We start from the raw sequence: 18750 nt of genomic DNA, 5'->3' as shown, positions 1-18750 counted from the left end.
GCGAAATCGCCCGGTGGGTGCCTGACTGTTATCAAGGAGCGTGCCAGTTTTTTCGAAGCCTTATAAACCAGCAGGTTGGCGCTGAGCGACCCTGGTTTTTGCGAAAACGGGCAGGGATTCAGGTGAAAAGTGCGCAAGAAGTTGCGCAGTACTGCGCAACTTCTTGCGCACTTGGCTGGAGGCCTTGTGGCAGAAGGGTTTCAGAGGTTTTATAGGGGTTTTATTACGGGGAACTGCGCAACTTCTTGCGCAGTATGGCTAATCGCCGCGTTATCGGGTCAACACCGCGAGGCATTCCTCAATCGAGCGTCGCTGGGTTTCGGCATACAACCCCAACTCATCAATGGTCGAACGCCCCAAAGCCAGCTCGAACGCCTGTCGGTTGGAATGCTCGCCATAGTGCGCCTGCGCCGCGTCGCCCAGGTTCGACTGAAAAATCCCCGCTGCACTGACCGGCAGGAAATCTTCGTACACCAGTGGCTCAGCTTTCACATACCCATCGCGCAACAACCCTTGCAGTGAAACATCAGCCGGACGACCCGCCGCCAGCCCTTTGTCTGTCAGGAAATAACGGAAGTACGCCAGTTCCTGCTCGCGCATGCCACTGAGGCTGTCAGGGAATTCGCTGAAATGCTGAGCCATCAGCGCGTTGTAGCGCGAGGCATTGGCTTCGTTGGGGAAGTCGCCCAGTTCATCGCGCGCCGCGTTCAGCAGTCGGTCGTACAACGCACGGCCCTTGGGGGTCAGCGCCGCGCCACGTTGTTCGATTTCGCCGAAACGGGCGCTGTGGCTGCCTCGGGTTTGCGTCTGGTCGGTGAAGGCGATCGGCTCGTCCAGCGCCTTGAAACTGGTCTGACGCAACAGGATCGGATGCTGCCGGCGCGGCGGACCTTCGATCACCGCTTTGGGCGTGATGCCATGCAGCGGCATCTGCGCCTGGACGATGTCGATGTCGAGCGTGCGCGGGGTCAGGTGGTTGATGTGCGGGCCCTTGAAGGCCACGACATCGGCAATCAGGCGATGCTGAGCGCTGAGGGTCTGGTATTGCGCGGCGGTGACGGTGGCGCTGTGGTGCCAGCGAAAAGTCTCCAGCGCTTGCAGGACAAACTCCCCGGCCTCGGATTCATTCAGGCCGCCAGCGGCTTCGGCCTGTTCGATCAGTCTTAGCGCCGAAGGTGTAAAGATCGAACGCTTATCCAGCACCGATTCAGCAAAGGCCCGCAGCTCAGGGTCTTCAATCAATTCCAATCGCAGCAACGAAGTGAACACCCGGAATGGGCTGACCTGCAGCGCATCTTCATGCACCGCGCGAAATGCCGTGGAATGCACCGGCACCCCGGCAGGTGTCAGGTCGTAATAACCCACCGGTTGCATCCCCATCACCGCAAACAGGCGGGCGAGGGTGGCCAGTTCAGCGGCGGTGCCGACGCGGATTGCGCCGTGGCGCTCCATGTCCAGCCGTTCGATCTCACCGGTGCTGTGCAGTTGACTGGCGATTTGCGGCTCGCGTGCCAGCACGTCGCGGTTGGTCTGTTCCACCAGTTCCATCAACGCGCCGTACAGCGGCACTTCTTCGCGGTACATGTCGGACATCGCTTTGGAGAAGCGTTGGCGGATCAGGTCGGGGCTGACGAAAGGCTGCACGGTCATGAAAACAATTCCTGGCACGGTCACGTAAAGGATGACGGAAAAGATCGCAGCCTTCGCTGACGCGGGCAAACGAAGAATCCTACGAACTTCATTCTGCCAACGACTGACCGTTTACCTGTCCTGACGCGAATTCTCCCCCAGAAACTCCCGATACAGACGTGCCGTGTTCGACGGCTGTTCAACCATCGGCATATGGCCGACGCCGTCCCAGACATCGACCCGCAAATTGCTGATGCCTTTGCTCCACACCGGCACGCTGCTGACGTCGATCAACCGGTCCTTGCGACCCCAGAGCAACAGCGCCGGACATTTGATGTCCGACAGTTTCGGCTCCATCGGCGGGCTGGCGCGAAAATCCCGGAAGATCTCTTCCAGTTCATCGCGACATTGCTCGTAACGCTGGGCGATCGCGTCGAGCACCAGACCGGGTACCCACGGTGGCGAGGCCATGGTCATGGCATAGAAACGTCGGAATTCTTCCCGGGAATTGATCAGAAACGGATTGTGCCCACGGGCCAGATGTCGCTCCATGTCGCTGGCCTCGGGCGCAGTGACGCCGGCCGGGTCGATCAGCGCTACCGAAGCGATGCGGTCGGGGTAGGTCGCCGCCAGCCACGCGGCGATGTAGCCGCCCATGGAGTTGCCGATCACGTGGACCTTCTCGACGCCGCAGACGTCGAGCAACTGGATCATGCGCTTGGCCTGCACCGGAATGTCGTAGCCACCGCCGGCCTTGAAGCCGGTTTCGCCGTGGCCGGCCAGGTCCGGGATGATCACCCGGTACTGTCCGACAAAATGCCGGGCGAAGCGTAGCCACAGGTTCTTTTCGGCACTGTAGCCGTGCAGCATCAAAATGCTGCTTGACGCTTCATAAGGCCCGCCTTGCCAGGTCGACACGGTCATTTCGGCAATCGGCACTTCAATCTTGTGCAACCGGTAAAGCCTGGCCTCCAGGGCCGCGCTCAGATCGTAGAGCCAGTGGCCGACCGCCGGGTAACTCAACCAGCTCCAGGCCACGAAAACCGCGAGGGCGACAAACAGCAAAAGCATCGTGGGTCTTCCTTGTTCAAGACAGAATGTGGTCGGCCGGTTTCAGCGCCCGGGTCAACCGGTGGTAGCTGAAACTGAAGCCGGGGAACATCGCGATCACGTGACCGCTCCTGCTTTGATACCAACTGTGGCAGCCGCCGGTTTTCCAGACCGTGCGTTCCATCTCCCGGTGAATCATCTGAGTGTAGGTACGTTCTGCTTCGGGGCGAACTTCGATGCTGCGCAGACCTTTGGCCTGCAAGGTGCGGATGCAGTCGAGGATGTAGTTCATCTGCGATTCGATGATGAACAGCGCCGAGGTGTGGCCAATGCCGGTGTTCGGCCCGGTGACGATAAACAGGTTGGGAAAGTCCGGCAGGCTGGTGCCGAGGTAGGCGCGCGGGTATTGCGCCCAGACGTCGCGCAGTTGCACAGCGTTTTTTCCACTGACCGGGTAGGAAATCACGCCGTCGGTGGCGTCGTAACCGGTCGACCAGACGATCAGATCGACGTCGATGTGCTGGCCGTCCGTGGTGACGATGCCGGTTTCATCGAGGCTGGCGATGCCCTGTTCGCGGCTGTGCAACGTGACGTTGGGCCGGGTCAGCGCCGGGTAATACGTGCTGGAGAGCAGCACCCGTTTGCAGCCGATGGTGAAGTCCGGTGTCAGTTTTTTCCGCAACTCGGGGTCAGTCACCTGGCGTTTGAGAAACTTCAGGGCCTGGCTCTGCACCATGTGAATCGCCGGTTTCGAGTATTTGAAGGCGATGACCCGGGTTTCGAATTGCCAGTAGATCATCCAGCGCAGCAGTTTGTAGGCTGGTTTCAGACCCAGCAGCCAACGCTGGAACCGCCCGAACGTACGGTCGGCGCGGGGCAGCACCCAGTGCGCGGTGCGCTGAAACACGTGCAATCGGGAAACCTTCGGTGCAATCGCCGGAATCACCTGAGCCGCACTGGCGCCGCTGCCGACAATCGCTACTCGTTTACCGTGATAGTCGTAGCTGTGATCCCAATTGTTTGTATGAAAGGTCTTGCCCTGAAAGCGATCCTGGCCGGGGAAGTGTGGGATAACCGGTTGGCTCAGTGGCCCGGTGGCATTGATCAGGAACTGCGCATAAAAAATGCCTTTGGTGCCGGTGTGTACGACCCAGCGTTTTTCGGTGTCGTCCCATTCGACGCGTTCGACGTTGGCCTGCAGTTCCACCCGGTCGCGCAGGCCGAAGCGTTCGACCACATGGTCGGTGTAGCGGTGCAGTTCAGCCTGTTCGGCGAACATCTGGGTCCAGCGGTAAGGCGCAAACGAGAGGGAATAGAGCGGCGACGGCACATCCACCGCTGCGCCGGGGTAGGTGTTCTGGCACCAGGTGCCGCCGAAAAAGTCCCGGCGTTCCAGTAAGCGAAAGTCGTCGATACCGGCCTTGAGCAGATTGACCGCCGCGCACTGGCCGCCAAAACCGCTGCCGATGATCAACACTCGATAGGTCTGCATGAGCGTCCTTCTTAGAGTCTTTTTTCCATTTTCTTCCTTTCATGTATAGCCAATCATTTGCCTGCCGTGTGGCGGTAATGACGGGGTATTCGGCCCGCTGGCCGGTGATGGCTATTTAACGTCGCCCTGATAGACTCCCAGCACATCCGGTCTGCGGTCTGCGCAGTGCCGTCGAGTGGTCGAGGCCCCTATGGGAAGAACGGGAGGAAAGGGACTTTCACTGGCCAGGAGGCTCTATACATCGCGAACCCTTGGACTGGTCCTGGGGCTTTTGTGCGTGAGCGTCGCGATGTACCCGCTAGACCCGCCGGCCTGGGTCTGGGCGCTGATGCTGTTCAACGGCCTGGTCTGGCCGCACCTCGCGTATCAATGGGCCCGCCGGGCGAAGGTTCCGTACCACGCCGAACACCGCAACCTGTTGATCGATGCCTTTCTCGGTGGCTTCTGGGTCGCCGCCATGCACTTCAATCCCTTGCCCAGCGCCACGACCATTTCGATGATGGCGATGAACAACGTCGCCATCGGCGGCCTGCGTTTTCTGCTGGCCGGGGCGGCGGCACAGTTGCTCGGCGTCGGCGTTGGACTGGTGGTATTTGCCCCCGCATTCGTCCCCGCGACCACGCCGGCGCAACTCTATGCCTGTCTGCCGCTGTTGATGCTGTATCCGCTGGCGTTGGGCTGGATCTGCTTTCGCCAGGCCTACACCCTCGGCCTGCATAAACGTGAACTGCTGGCCCTGAGCCGCACCGACAGCCTCACCGGTCTGCTCAATCACGGCGCCTGGAAGGATCAACTGGAAATCGAATTCGAACGCTGCAAACGTCAGCAGACCGGTGCGGCGATTGCGCTGATCGACATCGACCACTTCAAGGCGATCAACGACACCTACGGGCATGTGGCGGGCGATATCGTCCTGCGCCAGTTGAGCAAGATGCTCAAGCAGAACCTGCGCATGGCCGATGTGGCGGGGCGCTACGGCGGCGACGAGTTTTGCGTGATCCTGCCGGACTTGCCGCTGTTCAACGCGGCGCAGGCGATGGAAGCGTTGCGTGAGCGTTTTTCCTTTCTGGTGTACGAACAGAACCCGGCGCTGAAAGTCAGCCTGAGCATCGGCCTGGCGGCGCTCGATCCGGTTCACGGCGACGCGACACGCTGGCTGGATGAAGCCGATCAGGCGCTGTATGAAGCCAAGGCCGGCGGGCGGAACCGGGTGATCTGCTGCAGTGACGACAAGCCACGGCGCGAGGTATTCGATTCGGTTTGAACGGATTGGGTGTCGCATTCGGGATAGAGCCTTGGCGCGATGTCAGGTACGGTTCAGTACCCGACACGAAACAAGGATTGATTCATGACGTTCAACTTCCCTCGTTCCCTGCTGGCCGCCGGTCTCGGCCTGACCCTTTCTTTCGCCACCGCTGGCGCCTTTGCCGAACCGCATAAACAAGTGCTGGCCGACGCAGAACAGTACAAACCCGAAGCCCTGAAACTGCTCGAACGCCTGGTCAATATCGACTCCGGTTCCGGCTATGAACCGGGGCTCAAGCAAGTCAGCGACATCGCCATCGATGAGCTGAAAAAACTCGGTGCCACCATCGAACTGGTGCCCAACACCCCGGAAAAAACCAACCACGTGCTCGCTACGCTCAAAGGCACCGGCAAGGCGAAAATCCTGCTGATGGCGCACATGGACACGGTGTTCAAGGAAGGCTCCGCCGCCGAGCGACCGTTCCACATCAAGGACGGCCGCGCCTACGGGCCGGGGGTGATGGATGACAAGGGCGGGATCGTCGCCGGCATCTACGCGCTGAAAATTCTGAAGAATCTCGACTTCAAGGACTACGCGCAAATCACCTTCCTGCTCGATGCCAGCGAAGAAACCGGCTCGGACGTTGCCACCGACCTGATCAAGAAAACCGCCAAACTCCACGACGTCACCCTCAACCTCGAACCGGGCCGCCCGGCGGATGGCCTGGTGGTGTGGCGCAAGGGCAGCGCCACCGCGCTGGTTGAGGTCAAAGGCAAGGCGGCCCACGCCGGCGTCGCGCCGGAACTGGGGCGCAACGCGGCGATGGAAGCGGCGCACCAGATCCTGCAACTGGGCAAACTCGGCGATGAAGCGAAGAAAACCACCATCAACTTCACCGTGCTCAAGGCTGGCGATCGCACCAACGTGATCCCGGATCAGGCAACGGCCAAGGCCGACGTGCGGGCGGCGGTGCCGGAGGAGTTCGACCGGATCGAGAAGGATCTGGCGCGGGTGTCGCAGGACAAACTGATTCCCGAGACCGAAGTGAAGACTTCATTGCAACGCGGCTTGCCACCGATGCCGCAGACGGCAGAGTCGGATCGTTTGATGGCGATGGCCCAGGGGATTTACGGTGAAATTGGCCGCAAGTTGACCGAAGAAGGCAGCGGCGGGGCGGCGGATGCGAGCCTGTCGGCCGGGGTGGGGACGCCGACGCTGGATGGGTTCGGGATTGTTGGCGGCAATATTCATACGCCGGAGGAATACGCGGAGGTGGAGAGTGTGGCGCCGCGGATTTATCTGTTGTCGCGGATGATTATGGAGTTGGCGAAGGGGCGGTGAGTGGTTCTTCGGTTTAGTGGATTCTGCGGGGTGCCAGGTTTTCCCCTCACCCCAGCCCTCTCCCAGGGGGAGAGGGAGCCGACCGAGGTGTCTTGCGTATTACATCGACCTGAAATACCGAGTTGATTATGGATTCGACGCATAACGCTCAAGTCGGTGTGCTTCTCCAGCATCCCCTCACCCCAGCCCTCTCCCGGAGGGAGAGGGGGCCGACCGAGGTGTCTTGCGCTATACATCGACCTGAAACACCCAGTCGATTATGGATTCAGAGGCGATCGTTCAAGTCGGTGTATCTCATCAATATCCCCCAATCGGTTCCCTCTCCCTCCGGGCGGTCCGACGTTTCGGGAGGGCTAGGGTGAGGGGGCTTTTGTGGGAAATGAGGAAAGCGTGAGCGGCGCACAACTTTCCAAGACCTTTCCTACAACGTACCCTGTTGCCGCGTTTCAGTATCGACCCCTATAGTTCGGGCTCGCGGAAAACTCCGCGAACGATCTTGGCCGGTCGGTAACCTGAAACGTAACAGCGCCATCGCTCAGAGCAGTTTCTGGGCAACGTGTTATGGCGGCTGTGCGCGGGACACCTTAGGGTGTGCCGGATCTTTCAGGTATCTGGTCGGCCAACCCGCTCACAGCTGCCACCTTTATTCGCTTGGCCGCGAACGGTGGTTGTCTTACCTGGAGTTACACCCATGTCGGATCGAGTAATCCCCCGCTACCTCCCCATCGACACCTACGACGCCGAATCCCCGGTGCTCTTCATCAATACCCAAAAAGAACTCAGCGACATGGCTGCGTGCGCAATGCACCGTTTTGTGGTCGTGAGCGATCTGGCGGACACGTTCTCCAGTCTCGACCTCAAGGGCATTTCCGATTGTGATCTGACGCGCATTACCAGCGCGGTGCATCTGCTGATGCGAGAAGGCTGCGCCATTCTGAACGTGATTCAGACGCGGGCATTACAGCGGGAGGAGGGCTTCAAGACAGCGGTCTAGCGGTTTCGCGGCGGGCGCCATGCGAGTGGACTCGTGATGGCGTCGGGCCGCTCTGCCTCTTTGTAGCGTGGTGCAGGGTTACTCTTTGACGCTCATGTATTCCTTGGCCCAGAGGATGTATTCCTCAGGCTGGGTGTAGGTGTGGGTCAGTTCGGTGGCGCTCAGGTCAGAGGCTTGGGTGAAGATCTGGCGTTGTTCGCGCAGGCTGTCGTAAGTCGCCTTGATCGCTGCGAAGTAGGCACCGTGGCCATCGATGGTCACGCGCACACCCAGTTCGGCCAGGCGTTTGTCGTCGCGCAGCGCCGGGTTGCCGTAGGTCACCAGCATCAGCGGGACGGTCAGGTGTTCGGCGATTTGCTCGAGTTGGTCGAAGTCCTGGATACCCACCATGCAGATACCGTCAGCGCCAGCAGCTTGATACTGCTTGGTGCGGCTGATGATTTCCTGGTTCGGCAGGATGCCGGCGTTGGTCCGGGCGATGATCGCCATTTCCGAGTCGACCCGGGCTTCCAGTGCCGCGCGGATCTTGCCGACGCCTTCGGCGACGGTGATCAGGTCGGTGGATTTGCGGCCGAATTGTGCCGGCAGCAGGGTGTCTTCGATGGTCAGCGCGGCGACGCCGGCGCGTTCCAGTTCGACGATGGTGCGCATCACATTGAGGGCGTTGCCGTAGCCGTGGTCGGCGTCGGCGATCACCGGCAATTGGGCGACGCGGCCGATGCGGGTGGCCTGTTCAGCGAATTCGCTGAGGGTGATCAAGGCAAAGTCCGGAGCGCCCAGGACCTGCAACGAGGCGACCGAGCCGCCAAGAATCCCTACTTCAAAACCCAGGTCAGCAGCGATGCGGGCGGACATCGGATCGAACACCGAGGCGGTGTGATAGCAGGTGTCGGAAGCCAGCAGCTGACGGAAGTTACGGCGCAAATCTTGATGAGAAAGCCTGGTCATACGAGTTCCACCAATACAAAGGAATGGAAAGGCTTGAGCAAAGGTGTCAACGCCGAAGGTGAAAAGGCTATCACGCCAATGGGTCAAGGATCATGACGAATTAACGAGGAAGTTAACCAGGAAAATCCTGTTCAGGCTTTCTTGCTGCAGGCAGAGGCGCTCAGGCCGCCACCGCCTGCTGCTGTTGATTGGGCAGCGGCACCGCCCGCACCGAGTTGCCCGGCTGCAATTGCAGGCGTTTGGCGGTAAGGCGGTCGATCACCAGACTGCTGCCGACCCGACGTCCCGGCGCGACGGTGATGCGGCAGTTTTCCAGGCGACGGTTGTGGATCAGCCACAGCGGCGCCTGATCGTCCGGCGTGCCGATGCTCAGGGTCAATTCCAGGCTGTCGCGCACCGTGCGGATGCTGCGGATCGGCGCCTCGATCACCGGGCCGCCGTCGAAGATGTCGATGTAGCCTTTGTGAGAGAAACCTTCCGATTGGAGGATTTTCAGTGCCGGCTCGGTGTTGGGGTGAGCCTGACCGATCACGGCCTGAGCCTGTTCGGTGAGCAGGCAGGTATACAGCGGCTGACGCGGCATCAGTTCGGCGATGAACGCCTTGTTGCCCAGCCCGGACAGGTGATCGGCATGGCTGAAATCCATCTGGAAGAAGTGCCGGCCCAGACTGTCCCAGAACGGCGAACAGCCTTGTTCGTCGGCACTGCCGCGCAGTTCGGCGATCATCTTCTCGCCGAACAGGTGCGGGAATTCGGCAACAAACAGCAAGCGCCCCAGCGATAGCAGACGTCCATTGCTGCCGTGGCGCTGGTCGTGGCGCAGGAACAGCGAGCACAGCTCCGATTGGCCGGTCAGTTCGTTGTTGAGGAACAGCGTCGGGATCTGCCGCTGAATGCCCAGATCCGGCGCCGAGCTGACGGTCAGCCCGACCCGATAGTTGTACCAGGGCTCACGCAGGCCGACGGCCCCGGCCAGGGCGCTGACCCCGACCACTCGCTGCTCGTCGTCTTCGAGCACGAACAGGTAATCGGCATCGGCCCGTTCGACCTGTTCGGCAAAGGCGCGTTGCGCCCAGCGTACCCGGTGGGCCAGGCGATCTTCATTGGCGGGCAGGGTGGTGAACCCCGGCCCGGCCTGTTGCACCAGCGTCATCAACGCTGGCAGGTCGCTGACTTGGACCGGACGGACAATCATGCTGCAACTCCTTTTGCGCGCCTGCTCGGGCACTGTCGTTGGGTAGGGGCGCGGTTCACAGAGCGATGACCCGGATCGTGCCGCCAGCGCGGACGTTGAGCGCCGCGCACAGAGCCGGATCGAGCGCCAGGGGCTGACCGGGCTGGAAATCCAGCTCGGCGACGACCGCCCGAAAGCCATGCAGAGCATCGTTGCTCACCAGATAGCGACCGCGAGCATCGATCAGGGGTTCCTCCTGAACCGTGACTGTCTGGCCCTGCGCGATCGAACGGATGTTGGCGGTGCGTGCATACAAGGTCGGGCCGGCATCGAACAGATCGATGTAGCTGTTGGTTTCAAAACCCTCGCGCTCGAGGATGTCGAAGGCTTCCTGACCGTCCGGGTGGATGCGGCCGATGCAGTCCTGCGCGGCTTGCGGCAGCATCGGCACGTAGATCGGGTATTGCGGCATCAGTTCGGCGAGAAACGTACGGCTCTGCAAACCGCACAGGCGTTCGGCTTCGACGTAGGGCAGGTCGAAGAAATGCTTGCCCAGCGCATCCCAGAACGGTGAATGCCCTTGCTCGTCGCTGTAGCCGACGATTTCGGTGATCACCGCTTCGGCAAATCGCGGCGTGTGGGCGGCGATGAACAGCAGGCGTGCCCGCGACAGCAATTCGGAAAACGGCGTGCGCACCAGCGCTGCGTCGATGTGAAAACCGCGCAGCAGCGTATGCCCGCTCAGGTCGTGACACAGCGACAGCGCCGGCACGCCGTGCTCGATGTTCAGCTCCCGCGAGGCACTGGTGAAGTGGCGGTTGCGCAGGCTGTAGAAAGGCTCGTTGAAACCTGCGGTGGCGAGGATTTCCGAGCAGCCGACCAATCGATGGCTGTCGATGTCTTCCAGCACGAAGAAGTAATTCTCCGGGCCCTGGGCTGCTGCATCGCTGTCGAACGAGGCACAGGACGCGGCGATTTTTTCACCCAGATGCTCGCTGTCGTCGGGCAGGGATGTGACGCCCACCAGGCTGTCGCGCGCCAAATTTTGCAATTGAGGCAGGTCGGTTGGCTCGACTGGACGTAAGACCAGCATGGATGCACTCCTGTATCAAAAGGTTCGGCCCATTCGCCGAACCTGACTATCACTGTCGGTTTCCACGCGTTAAAGCGGCGGTCGCCTGATTTGTTGTCAGACGCCGCTCTTTTTCTTGTCAGCCGTTGCTCGGGTCAGGCAGCGCGGTACTGGCGCCGAGCTTGTTCAGGAAGAACAGGTACACCAGACCCAGTGCGATCCAGATCAGGCCGAGTTTCTGTGCATCGACGCCCATGTTGTACATGATGGCCGCGACGATGATGAAGCCGATCACCGGGCAGATCAGGTGACGGATCACCTGGCCGGATTTCTGCCGGCGCCAGTAGTAATTGATCACGGTCAGGTGCAGCAGCATGAAGCCGCTCAGGGCGCCGAAGTTGACCAGCGAAGTCAGGGTGTCCACCGAATTGATGAACAGGTAGCAGATCACCAGCGACAGCACGGCCACCAGATAAATGCTCAGGTACGGCGTGTTGTGTTTCGGATGCACCTTGGCCAGCACTTTTGGCAGCTTGCCGTCGCGAGCCATGCCGAACAGCAGGCGCGAGACCGCTGCTTGCGAAGTGATCGCCACCGCCACGCCCCAGGCCAGGGCCGTGGCCACGCCGGTCAGGGTCGCCAGCCAGCTGCCGGCAGCGATTTCGGCGATTTCATAGAACGCGGTGTCGGCGGACTTGAAGCCCATGCCGGCTGCCAGATCGGTAGCGATCCAGGTTTGCGCGACAAAAATCACACCCATCACCACCAGCGTGATCAACGCCGCTTTGCCGACGCTGCGGCCCGGATCGCCCTTGATTTCTTCGGCGAGGGTGGAGATCGCATCGAAGCCGAGGAACGACAGCACCGCAATCGACACCGCTTGCATCAGCAGGGCGAAGTTGAAGGTTTCCGGGTGATACAGCGGCGCCAAGGTCAGTTGGCCGTTGCCGCCACCGTTGTGCAGGGCATTCCAGGCGTAGAACAGGAAAATCCCCAGGACAACAAGCTGCGCCAGCAGGAACACAATGTTCATGCGAGCGGTGAAGGTGATGCCACGCAGGTTGACGAAGGTCGCGCTGACCAGGAACGCCAGAATGAAGCCGACCTTCGGGATGTCCGGATACAAATGGTTGAGCGCCATCGCCGCATAGACGTAAAGCAGCGGCGGAATCAGCAGATAGTCGAGCAGCATCAGCCAGCCGGCGATGAAGCCGACGTGTTGATTCAGGCCCCGTTGCGCGTAGGAATAAACCGATCCGGCAATCGGAAAGGCCCGGGCCATGCTGCCATAACTCAGCGCGGTGAAGACCATCGCCACCATGCCGATGATGTACGCCAGAGGCACCATCCCCGGCGCCTCCGCGTTGACGTAGCCATACACGCCGAACGGGGCGATGGGGATCATGAAGATCATCCCGTACACCACCAGGTCGGTCAGTGTCAGGCTACGTTTCAACTCCTGTTTGTAGCCGAACTCTTCTATTTCCATGAAGCGCAACTCCTTGTCAGCCAATCGGTCGTTTTAGTTGTTATATCGGTCCGTCGTTTACAGCGTCAGCAGTGGTTACAACAATCCTTACAGCAATGGAGCCAGATAATTCGCCCAGCGGGTCACCGCTTCCGGGCTGCGCAGCAGGTCGTTGCGCACTTCGATCAACACCGACTCCAGGCCCCGGGCATCGCCGTGCACCGGCACGGTCATGTCACCCAGCGGGTCAATCTTGTACGGCTGGTTGCCGGCGACTTTCAGCGGGTGTCGTTCCAGACCGTCGAGCATCCGCTGGGCGTAGGCCCGGGCCTGACCGTACAGCACGCCGACTTCCAGCTCGCGCGGCTGGCCGTAGTACATCGGGGTGAAACTGTGAATCCCTACCACCCGCACCGGCCGACCTTCGGCCAGACGTGCATCGATCAGTTGTTGCAGCCGCGTGTGAAACGGCTTGAACAGGCACTGGCGCCGGTATTCGCGAGTCGCTTCGTCGAGCTCGCGGTTGCCCGGCACCTGATAGATCTCGCTCTGCGCCGGGATGCTGTCGGGCGCATGCCGGGGGCGGTTGAGGTCGATCAGCAGGCGCGAATAGTTGGCGCTCAGCAGCGTCGCACCCAGTTGCTCCGACAGTTGCTCGGCCAGCGCCAGGGCACCGATGTCCCAGGCAATGTGCTCGCGCGCCGCCGTGTCATCCAGGCCCAGATTGTTCAGGGCCTCGGGGATGTAGCGGCTGGCGTGTTCGCACACCAGAATCAGCGGGTGCGTCGAATCTTCACGGCTCAGGTTGTAGACCGGTCGGGTGTACAACCCAAGCTCGGCGGATTCAGTACAGGCGTGCATAGTGCTCACAAAGGTCAGCGGGCGAGAGCTGTTCCGTCAGCGCCAGTTCCTCGGTTTTAAGGGCGAAATAAGTGTCTAGCAACGGGGCAGGCAGCGCCGTCATCAGCCGTCCACTGCGACGCAGGCAATCCAGTGCCTGGGCCAGGGAGGCGGGCAGGGCAACGATGCCCCGGGCCTTGCGTTGTTCGTCGTTGAGTGAATCGGGGATTTCATCGGTGATCGCGTTCAGCGCCAGACGCTGCTCGATCCCCAGGCGTCCGGCGATCAACAGTGCGGCCATTGCCAGATGCGGCGAAGCGGTCGCGTCCATGGCGCGGAATTCCAGGTTGTATTGCTTCGCCACGGGCTTGTTGCCCAGGCTCACGGTCGGGCAGATGCGCAGCGCCGCTTCGCGATTCTGCTGGCCGAGGCAGGCGTAGGACGCGCTCCAGTGGTGTGGCTGCAAGCGTTCATACGACACCGGCGTCGGTGCGGTGAATGCACACAGAGCCGGCAAATAGTGCAGCACGCCCGCCGCCCAGTGCTGGCCGAGGGTCGACAGTCCATTGCTGGTGCCAGCGTCATAGAGCATCGGCTGCCCGGTCAGATCGAGCAGGCTGACGTGCAGGTGCACGCCGTTGCACACCGCGTCGGCGGCGGTCTTCGGCGCGAAGCTCAGATCGAGGCCCATCTGCCGGGCGATTTCGCGGGTGATCTCGCGCACGTTGACCGCGCGATCCGCCGCCGCCACGCCAAGGGTCGGGCGGCAGGTGATTTCGTATTGGTGCTTGCCGTATTCGGGCAGAAACATTTCCGGCTCGACGCCCCCGGCGCGCAACGCGCTGAGCAGCCAGCCACCGAATTCGGCGCCCTGGCGCTGGGCTTCGAGCGAGAACGCCAGATGTTCGGCAAACCCGGCGTGCAGATTGAATTCGTGTTCGAACGCGGCGTTGACCTGCAAGCCGAGTTCATCACTATAGCGCTCGACCTCGTTGCGCAACAGCGTGCGCGGGCAGGCGGCCCATGGTCGGCCATCGGTTTCGCGGATGTCGCCGTGGATGAAATCCAGCGATGGCGCTGCGGCGTCCGGGCCGTTGCCGACGGTGACGCGACTGGCCAGATCGGGAATCAGCCGCAGATCGCCATAAGCGCCCCACGGGCTGGTCGAAGCGATGATGTCCTGCGGCGTCAGCGCGCTGTTGGCCGGCACCCAGCCGCAACCGGCGGCCTGATAGTGCTCCAGCTCATCGGTGGGAAACGAGCGACCACGGGTGACGCCGATCAGGTCGGTGGTGACGATGGTGGTCATCGGCAACGGCGACAGGCGTTCGCTCATGGCTGCATCTCCTGCAACCGGCCGAGCACGGTGTCGGTGTCGGTGATCCAGCAGTAGCCTTTGATCGCGTTCAGGCAGGCGTCGTGGCGTGCTTCGGTGTAGGTCGCGCAGGCGTCCGCCACCAGAGTGACGAGGTAGCCACGGTCGGCGGCATCGCGCACGGCCATGTCCACGCACTGGTCGGTGACGATCCCGGCGATGATCAGGTGACGGGTTTCGAGATTGCGCAGCACGTAGTCGATGTTGGTCGAGTTGAAGACACCCGACGAGGTCTTCGGCAGCACGATTTCGTTTTCCGCCGGGGCCAATTCGGCAATGACCTGTGCCTGCGGGCTGCCCTTGGGCAGGTGCATGTCCGACAGCTTGTGATCCAGCGAGCGGTCACGGCCATCGGCGGTCAGGCTTTCGATCAGGGTGTGCAGCACGTTCTGCCGTGCTTCGCGGAAGGCGTTGAGCAGGCGAACCTGATTGGGTACCACTTGCGAGCGCGTGCGGTTGAGGAAATACGCGGCGTCCGGGCCTTCGAGGTGCGGGTCGAACTGCGGCTCGAGCCAGGCGCGCTGCATGTCCACCAGCAACAGGGCGGTTTGGTCGATGACAAACGGCAGGTCCCGTGGCGAGCGATGGGGAAGGCTGAACATCCTTATTTATCCTCCAGCAAATGGGTGTCGAAGTCGTTGCGCAGAGCGTCGATGCCTTCCAGGCGATCGGCCAGGTCCGGGCAGCGCAGGGTCAGGCAGGCAATCAATGCTTCGACCTGGGCCAGCGCCGGGACCATGGTGTCGAACGGCGAGGCCGACTCCACCGGCGCGCTGATGATCATGTCGGCCAGTTCGCGCAGCGGCGAGGCGTAAATGTCGGTGAACAGCACGACGCGAGCGTTGCTGTTCTTCGCCGCGCTCGCCACACGCAAGGCCTGGGTCTGGTAGCGGCGGTAGTCGAACACCAACACCACATCCTGACGTTGCAGGTCGAACAGGCGGTCGGGCAGTTGCGCGTTGTCTTCCAGCGCAAAGCAACCGGGGCGCAGCAGGCGCAAATGATTGAGCAGGTAAGTCGCCATCAGGCTACTGAAGCGCCCGCCGAAGCAGTAGACCTGATGGCGGGTGTCGAGCAGCCAGTCGGCCAGAATTCGCACGTCCTCCGGTTGAGTCAGGGCCTGGGTTTCGGCCAATAAATTGTGGCTGTGAGCCAGATAGTGACTCCAGACATCGTCCTTGTTCTGATGCGAGCGCGGTTGCAACAGGGTGCGCGGCGAGCGCAGGCGATGGTCCATGTCGCTGAGCAGGGCGTCCTGGAATTCGGCGTAACCACCGAAGCCGAGCTTTTTCACCAGGCGCACTATAGTTGGATCGCTGACACCGGCATGTTCGGCCAGGCGCGCCATCGGGCCAAGCCCGTTGCGTGGATACTGATCGAGCAAGGCGCGAACGACTTTGCGCTCCGACGGCGTCAGGTCAAGGCCGGGGTCGGTGATCAGGTCTCTTAAAGGGGGCATCCGGGCTCCTGCTGGATGGGGTGTTGAATTCGCTTCACAATCCGTTAAAACAGTATTTATGTAACTGACGCTACATGTCTAGCGAATTTTTCTGTGTTTAAACCAAGCCCCAAAATGGGGCGGGATGCCCGTAACGCAAGGGTTACACGTATGTCGACCAGTCTTGTAGTCCATTGCCCATAGTAGTGTCAGACATTGCCGCTTTCACACGCTCGGATCATCCAATCGACTTGCCCGGAGCCTCCCGGTTTACGGCACAATTGCCGCTACATCAGCTCTTTCACCGATGACCTTCACCTATTCCGACCGAGTGACTTCCCCGTGCAGACCACCCGTTTGACATTGATCTGCCATGCCAGAACAGTCGCACAAAAATTGGCGTGTTTTCCTACGAACGAACCTGTTGAAGAGACGGCTCTGGTGTCCTGCTCGCTGGCTTCGCGTTTCGACAAGGCATCGCGTCTGTTTTGTGGCCCGGAGCTGCGCACCTGCCAGACAGCGGCGTGGTTAGGCCCTGAGGCATGCATTGACGAAGCCCTGCGTGATTGCGACTGGGGACGCTGGCAAGGTCAGTCGATCAAGGATTTGCAACGAAACGAACCCGAGGCATTGCAAGCCTGGCTCGAAGAACCGCAAGCCGCACCCCATGGTGGCGAGTCGGTGGCGCAACTGCGTGAGCGAGTGGCGGCGTGGCTGGTTTCAATGCAGGCCACGCCGGGCCACGTGGTGGCGGTCACCCATCCGTTTGTAATTCGTGCTGCGTTGATGCAGGTCGTGCAGGGCGAGGCGTTTCACAGCCTCGATGTCGAGCCGCTGGCGGCGGTCGATCTGCGGTTTACCGGACGCTGGCGGCTACGCTTGTCAGGCATCAACCTCGAAGGAGCGGAGCAATGAAGCGATTGCTGGTGATCGGCATCGGTGCCGGCAACCCGGACTACATCACGATGCAGGCGGTGAAGGCGCTGAATCAGGTGGACGTGTTTTTCCTGATGGACAAGGGCCAGAGCAAGGACAAGCTGATCGACCTGCGGCGAGAAATCTGCGAACGCTACATCACCGATCGTACGTACCGTTTCGCCGAAGCCCACAGCCCGGAGCGTGAGCGCGGCGACGTGGACTACAGCGCCAGCGTCGATTATCTGAACCGCGCCAAGCAGCAAACCTTCGAACGGCTGATCAATGACGAATTGGCTGACGGGCAGTGCGGTGGTTTTCTGGTGTGGGGCGATCCTGCGTTGTACGACAGCACCATTCGCATCCTGCAGGCGATTCTGGCCTCGGGGCGATGTGCGTTTGAATTCGAAGTCATTCCCGGCATCACCAGCGTTCAGGCACTGGCGGCGCAACACAAGGTGCCGCTGAACACCATCGGCCGCTCGATTGAAATCACCACTGGCCGACGCCTGGCGGCGGGGCAGGTGAGTGACACGGACAGTCTGGTGGTGATGCTCGACGCGGAAGATTCCTACCACCACGTGGCGGATCAGGAGACTGAGATTTACTGGGGCGCCTACCTCGGCACGCAGGACGAAATCCTTATCCATGGCAAGCTCGGCGACGTTGCCGATGAGATCGAACGGGTGCGCAAGGCTGCCCGGGCCGAGCATGGCTGGATCATGGATACTTATCTTCTGCGCAAGCCTTGATCTCACGACCAAAGCGCTCGCGATACACCGAAGGCGGCACGCCGACCACGCTGCGAAACGCCACACGAAAGCTTTCCACCGAGCGATAACCACAGCGCAGGGCGATCTGCTCGGTGTTCTGCGGTGTGCTTTCCAGCAATTCCCGAGCCCGGGCCAGGCGTTCGTGTTGCAGCCAGGCCTTGGGTGACTGGCCGCTGGCTTCGCTGAATTTGCGCAGGAATGTGCGCTCGCTCATCGCCGCTTCGCTGGCCAGATCGCGCACTTCCAGCGGTTCGTGCAGGCGCTCGCGGGCCCACTGCATCACGCGCGACAGGTCGCTGCGTGGCGTCGGGCTGACCGGGGTGGGAATGAATTGCGCCTGACCGCCGGTGCGTTGCGGCGACATCACCAGCCGACGCGCCACCGAGTTGGCGATCTGGGTGCCGAAGTCCCGCGCCACCAGATGCAGGCAGGCATCGATCCCGGCCGCGCTGCCGGCCGAAGTAATCAATTGGCCGGAATCGACGTAGAGCACATCAGGATCGACATCGATGGCCGGGAAGCGCTCGGCCAGCTCTGATGTGTAGCGCCAGTGAGTGGTGGCGCCGTGCCCGTCGAGCAGGCCGCTGGCGGCCAGCACAAACACGCCCGAGCAGATCGACAGCAACCGGGCGCCGCGTGAATGGGCAGCACGCAATGCTTCCAGCAAGGCCTCGGGCACTGGCGCACTGCGGTCGCGCCAGCCGGGAATGATGATGGTGCGCGCATCCGCCAATAATTCCAGACCACCGTCCGCCAGCACTTGAATCCCGCCCATGGCGCGCATCGGGCCTTGATCGACCGCTGCAATGCAGTGCTCGTACCACGGAAAATCGAACTCCGGCCGGGCCAGGCCGAAGATCTCCACGGCGATGCCGAACTCGAATGTGCAGAGGCCGTCGTAGGCCAGAATCGCGACCAATCCAGGTGAATCAGGCATTTGGCGGAAAACTCCCGGTGAGTGTCTTGTGCGCCACTGTAGCGGCAAGCGGCGGCTC

17 protein-coding genes are annotated in these 18750 nt (G+C 61.4%); 5 read left to right on the top strand and 12 right to left on the bottom strand.

Features of this window, described 5'->3' with window-relative positions; genetic code table 11:
- Nucleotides 1–270: 270 nt before the first annotated feature.
- The 3 genes from hglS to M5G18_RS28880 all read right to left on the bottom strand — a co-directional run bounded on the left by hglS (nucleotide 271) and on the right by M5G18_RS28880 (nucleotide 4171).
- On the bottom strand, nucleotides 271–1650 hold the full coding sequence (hglS, locus tag M5G18_RS28890; RefSeq protein WP_273897132.1) for a 2-oxoadipate dioxygenase/decarboxylase HglS: 1380 nt from the start codon (nucleotides 1648–1650) through the stop codon (nucleotides 271–273).
- A 111-nt stretch (nucleotides 1651–1761) separates the two neighbouring features.
- Entirely contained in the window at nucleotides 1762–2700 is a 939-nt protein-coding gene (locus tag M5G18_RS28885) for an alpha/beta fold hydrolase (protein WP_273897133.1), read from the bottom strand.
- Nucleotides 2701–2716: 16 nt separating this feature from the next.
- Nucleotides 2717–4171, bottom strand: a complete 1455-nt coding sequence (locus M5G18_RS28880; RefSeq protein WP_273897134.1) for a flavin-containing monooxygenase — start codon at nucleotides 4169–4171, stop codon at nucleotides 2717–2719.
- A 190-nt stretch (nucleotides 4172–4361) separates the two neighbouring features.
- Here M5G18_RS28880 and M5G18_RS28875 point away from each other — a divergent pair, with 190 nt between their 5' ends.
- The 3 genes from M5G18_RS28875 (at nucleotide 4362) to M5G18_RS28865 (ending at nucleotide 7752) form a co-directional block, all read left to right on the top strand.
- A complete protein-coding gene (locus M5G18_RS28875) occupies nucleotides 4362–5435 on the top strand; it encodes a diguanylate cyclase (RefSeq protein ID WP_273897135.1) in 1074 nt (357 codons plus the stop codon).
- A gap of 84 nt (nucleotides 5436–5519) precedes the next feature.
- A complete protein-coding gene (locus M5G18_RS28870) occupies nucleotides 5520–6758 on the top strand; it encodes a M20/M25/M40 family metallo-hydrolase (RefSeq protein WP_273897136.1) in 1239 nt (412 codons plus the stop codon).
- 691 nt (nucleotides 6759–7449) lie between these two features.
- A complete protein-coding gene (locus tag M5G18_RS28865) occupies nucleotides 7450–7752 on the top strand; it encodes a hypothetical protein (protein WP_273897137.1) in 303 nt (100 codons plus the stop codon).
- A 78-nt stretch (nucleotides 7753–7830) separates the two neighbouring features.
- On the opposite strand, the gene M5G18_RS28860 is transcribed toward M5G18_RS28865, so the two are convergent.
- The 8 genes from M5G18_RS28860 to M5G18_RS28825 form a co-directional block, all read right to left on the bottom strand.
- Complete coding sequence (locus M5G18_RS28860; RefSeq protein ID WP_007956238.1) at nucleotides 7831–8700, bottom strand: isocitrate lyase/PEP mutase family protein; 870 nt, start codon at nucleotides 8698–8700, stop codon at nucleotides 7831–7833.
- A gap of 160 nt (nucleotides 8701–8860) precedes the next feature.
- A complete protein-coding gene (gene astA, locus M5G18_RS28855) occupies nucleotides 8861–9895 on the bottom strand; it encodes an arginine N-succinyltransferase (protein ID WP_221535088.1) in 1035 nt (344 codons plus the stop codon).
- Between the two features lie 55 nt (nucleotides 9896–9950).
- Nucleotides 9951–10967 carry an arginine N-succinyltransferase gene (locus M5G18_RS28850; protein WP_273897138.1) on the bottom strand — a complete coding sequence of 339 codons (1017 nt, stop codon included), beginning with the start codon at nucleotides 10965–10967 and terminating at the stop codon, nucleotides 9951–9953.
- 118 nt (nucleotides 10968–11085) lie between these two features.
- Entirely contained in the window at nucleotides 11086–12435 is a 1350-nt protein-coding gene (locus tag M5G18_RS28845; RefSeq protein WP_011333496.1) for an APC family permease, read from the bottom strand.
- A gap of 87 nt (nucleotides 12436–12522) precedes the next feature.
- The gene (locus M5G18_RS28840; protein ID WP_273897139.1) at nucleotides 12523–13275 is read right to left on the bottom strand and encodes an N-formylglutamate amidohydrolase; all 753 of its coding nucleotides are present in this window, start codon (nucleotides 13273–13275) and stop codon (nucleotides 12523–12525) included.
- Entirely contained in the window at nucleotides 13259–14590 is a 1332-nt protein-coding gene (locus M5G18_RS28835; RefSeq protein ID WP_273897140.1) for a type I glutamate--ammonia ligase, read from the bottom strand. The genes M5G18_RS28840 and M5G18_RS28835 overlap by 17 nt, the downstream gene beginning before the upstream one ends.
- The gene (locus tag M5G18_RS28830) at nucleotides 14587–15231 is read right to left on the bottom strand and encodes a cysteine hydrolase family protein (RefSeq protein ID WP_273897141.1); all 645 of its coding nucleotides are present in this window, start codon (nucleotides 15229–15231) and stop codon (nucleotides 14587–14589) included. Before M5G18_RS28830 ends, M5G18_RS28835 begins: the two co-directional genes overlap by 4 nt.
- A gap of 2 nt (nucleotides 15232–15233) precedes the next feature.
- A complete protein-coding gene (locus tag M5G18_RS28825; RefSeq protein ID WP_273897142.1) occupies nucleotides 15234–16088 on the bottom strand; it encodes a MurR/RpiR family transcriptional regulator in 855 nt (284 codons plus the stop codon).
- 321 nt (nucleotides 16089–16409) lie between these two features.
- Here M5G18_RS28825 and M5G18_RS28820 point away from each other — a divergent pair, with 321 nt between their 5' ends.
- Complete coding sequence (locus M5G18_RS28820) at nucleotides 16410–16982, top strand: histidine phosphatase family protein (RefSeq protein ID WP_273897143.1); 573 nt, start codon at nucleotides 16410–16412, stop codon at nucleotides 16980–16982.
- A complete protein-coding gene (gene cobF, locus M5G18_RS28815) occupies nucleotides 16979–17734 on the top strand; it encodes a precorrin-6A synthase (deacetylating) (protein ID WP_273897144.1) in 756 nt (251 codons plus the stop codon). Before M5G18_RS28820 ends, cobF begins: the two co-directional genes overlap by 4 nt.
- On the opposite strand, the gene ftrA is transcribed toward cobF, so the two are convergent.
- On the bottom strand, nucleotides 17703–18692 hold the full coding sequence (ftrA, locus tag M5G18_RS28810) for a transcriptional regulator FtrA (RefSeq protein WP_273897145.1): 990 nt from the start codon (nucleotides 18690–18692) through the stop codon (nucleotides 17703–17705). The genes cobF and ftrA overlap by 32 nt on opposite strands.
- Between the last annotated feature and the right edge of the window lie 58 nt (nucleotides 18693–18750).

Source organism: Pseudomonas aphyarum (genome assembly GCF_028657055.1).
GTDB classification, from domain to species: Bacteria; Pseudomonadota; Gammaproteobacteria; order Pseudomonadales; family Pseudomonadaceae; genus Aquipseudomonas; species Aquipseudomonas aphyarum.
The sequence above is the reverse complement of the archived record's forward strand: the minus strand, read 5'-3'. Positions and strand labels throughout refer to the sequence as shown.

Excerpts from the sequence above, each read along its gene's own strand:
- hglS (WP_273897132.1), bottom strand. The coding sequence starts at position 1,650 with ATGACCGTGCAGCCTTTCGTCAGCCCCGACCTGATCCGCCAACGCTTC.
- M5G18_RS28885 (WP_273897133.1), bottom strand. The coding sequence starts at position 2,700 with ATGCTTTTGCTGTTTGTCGCCCTCGCGGTTTTCGTGGCCTGGAGCTGG.
- M5G18_RS28880 (WP_273897134.1), bottom strand. The coding sequence starts at position 4,171 with ATGCAGACCTATCGAGTGTTGATCATCGGCAGCGGTTTTGGCGGCCAG.
- M5G18_RS28875 (WP_273897135.1), top strand. The coding sequence starts at position 4,362 with ATGGGAAGAACGGGAGGAAAGGGACTTTCACTGGCCAGGAGGCTCTAT.
- M5G18_RS28870 (WP_273897136.1), top strand. The coding sequence starts at position 5,520 with ATGACGTTCAACTTCCCTCGTTCCCTGCTGGCCGCCGGTCTCGGCCTG.
- M5G18_RS28865 (WP_273897137.1), top strand. The coding sequence starts at position 7,450 with ATGTCGGATCGAGTAATCCCCCGCTACCTCCCCATCGACACCTACGAC.
- M5G18_RS28860 (WP_007956238.1), bottom strand. The coding sequence starts at position 8,700 with ATGACCAGGCTTTCTCATCAAGATTTGCGCCGTAACTTCCGTCAGCTG.
- astA (WP_221535088.1), bottom strand. The coding sequence starts at position 9,895 with ATGATTGTCCGTCCGGTCCAAGTCAGCGACCTGCCAGCGTTGATGACG.
- M5G18_RS28850 (WP_273897138.1), bottom strand. The coding sequence starts at position 10,967 with ATGCTGGTCTTACGTCCAGTCGAGCCAACCGACCTGCCTCAATTGCAA.
- M5G18_RS28845 (WP_011333496.1), bottom strand. The coding sequence starts at position 12,435 with ATGGAAATAGAAGAGTTCGGCTACAAACAGGAGTTGAAACGTAGCCTG.
- M5G18_RS28840 (WP_273897139.1), bottom strand. The coding sequence starts at position 13,275 with ATGCACGCCTGTACTGAATCCGCCGAGCTTGGGTTGTACACCCGACCG.
- M5G18_RS28835 (WP_273897140.1), bottom strand. The coding sequence starts at position 14,590 with ATGAGCGAACGCCTGTCGCCGTTGCCGATGACCACCATCGTCACCACC.
- M5G18_RS28830 (WP_273897141.1), bottom strand. The coding sequence starts at position 15,231 with ATGTTCAGCCTTCCCCATCGCTCGCCACGGGACCTGCCGTTTGTCATC.
- M5G18_RS28825 (WP_273897142.1), bottom strand. The coding sequence starts at position 16,088 with ATGCCCCCTTTAAGAGACCTGATCACCGACCCCGGCCTTGACCTGACG.
- cobF (WP_273897144.1), top strand. The coding sequence starts at position 16,979 with ATGAAGCGATTGCTGGTGATCGGCATCGGTGCCGGCAACCCGGACTAC.
- ftrA (WP_273897145.1), bottom strand. The coding sequence starts at position 18,692 with ATGCCTGATTCACCTGGATTGGTCGCGATTCTGGCCTACGACGGCCTC.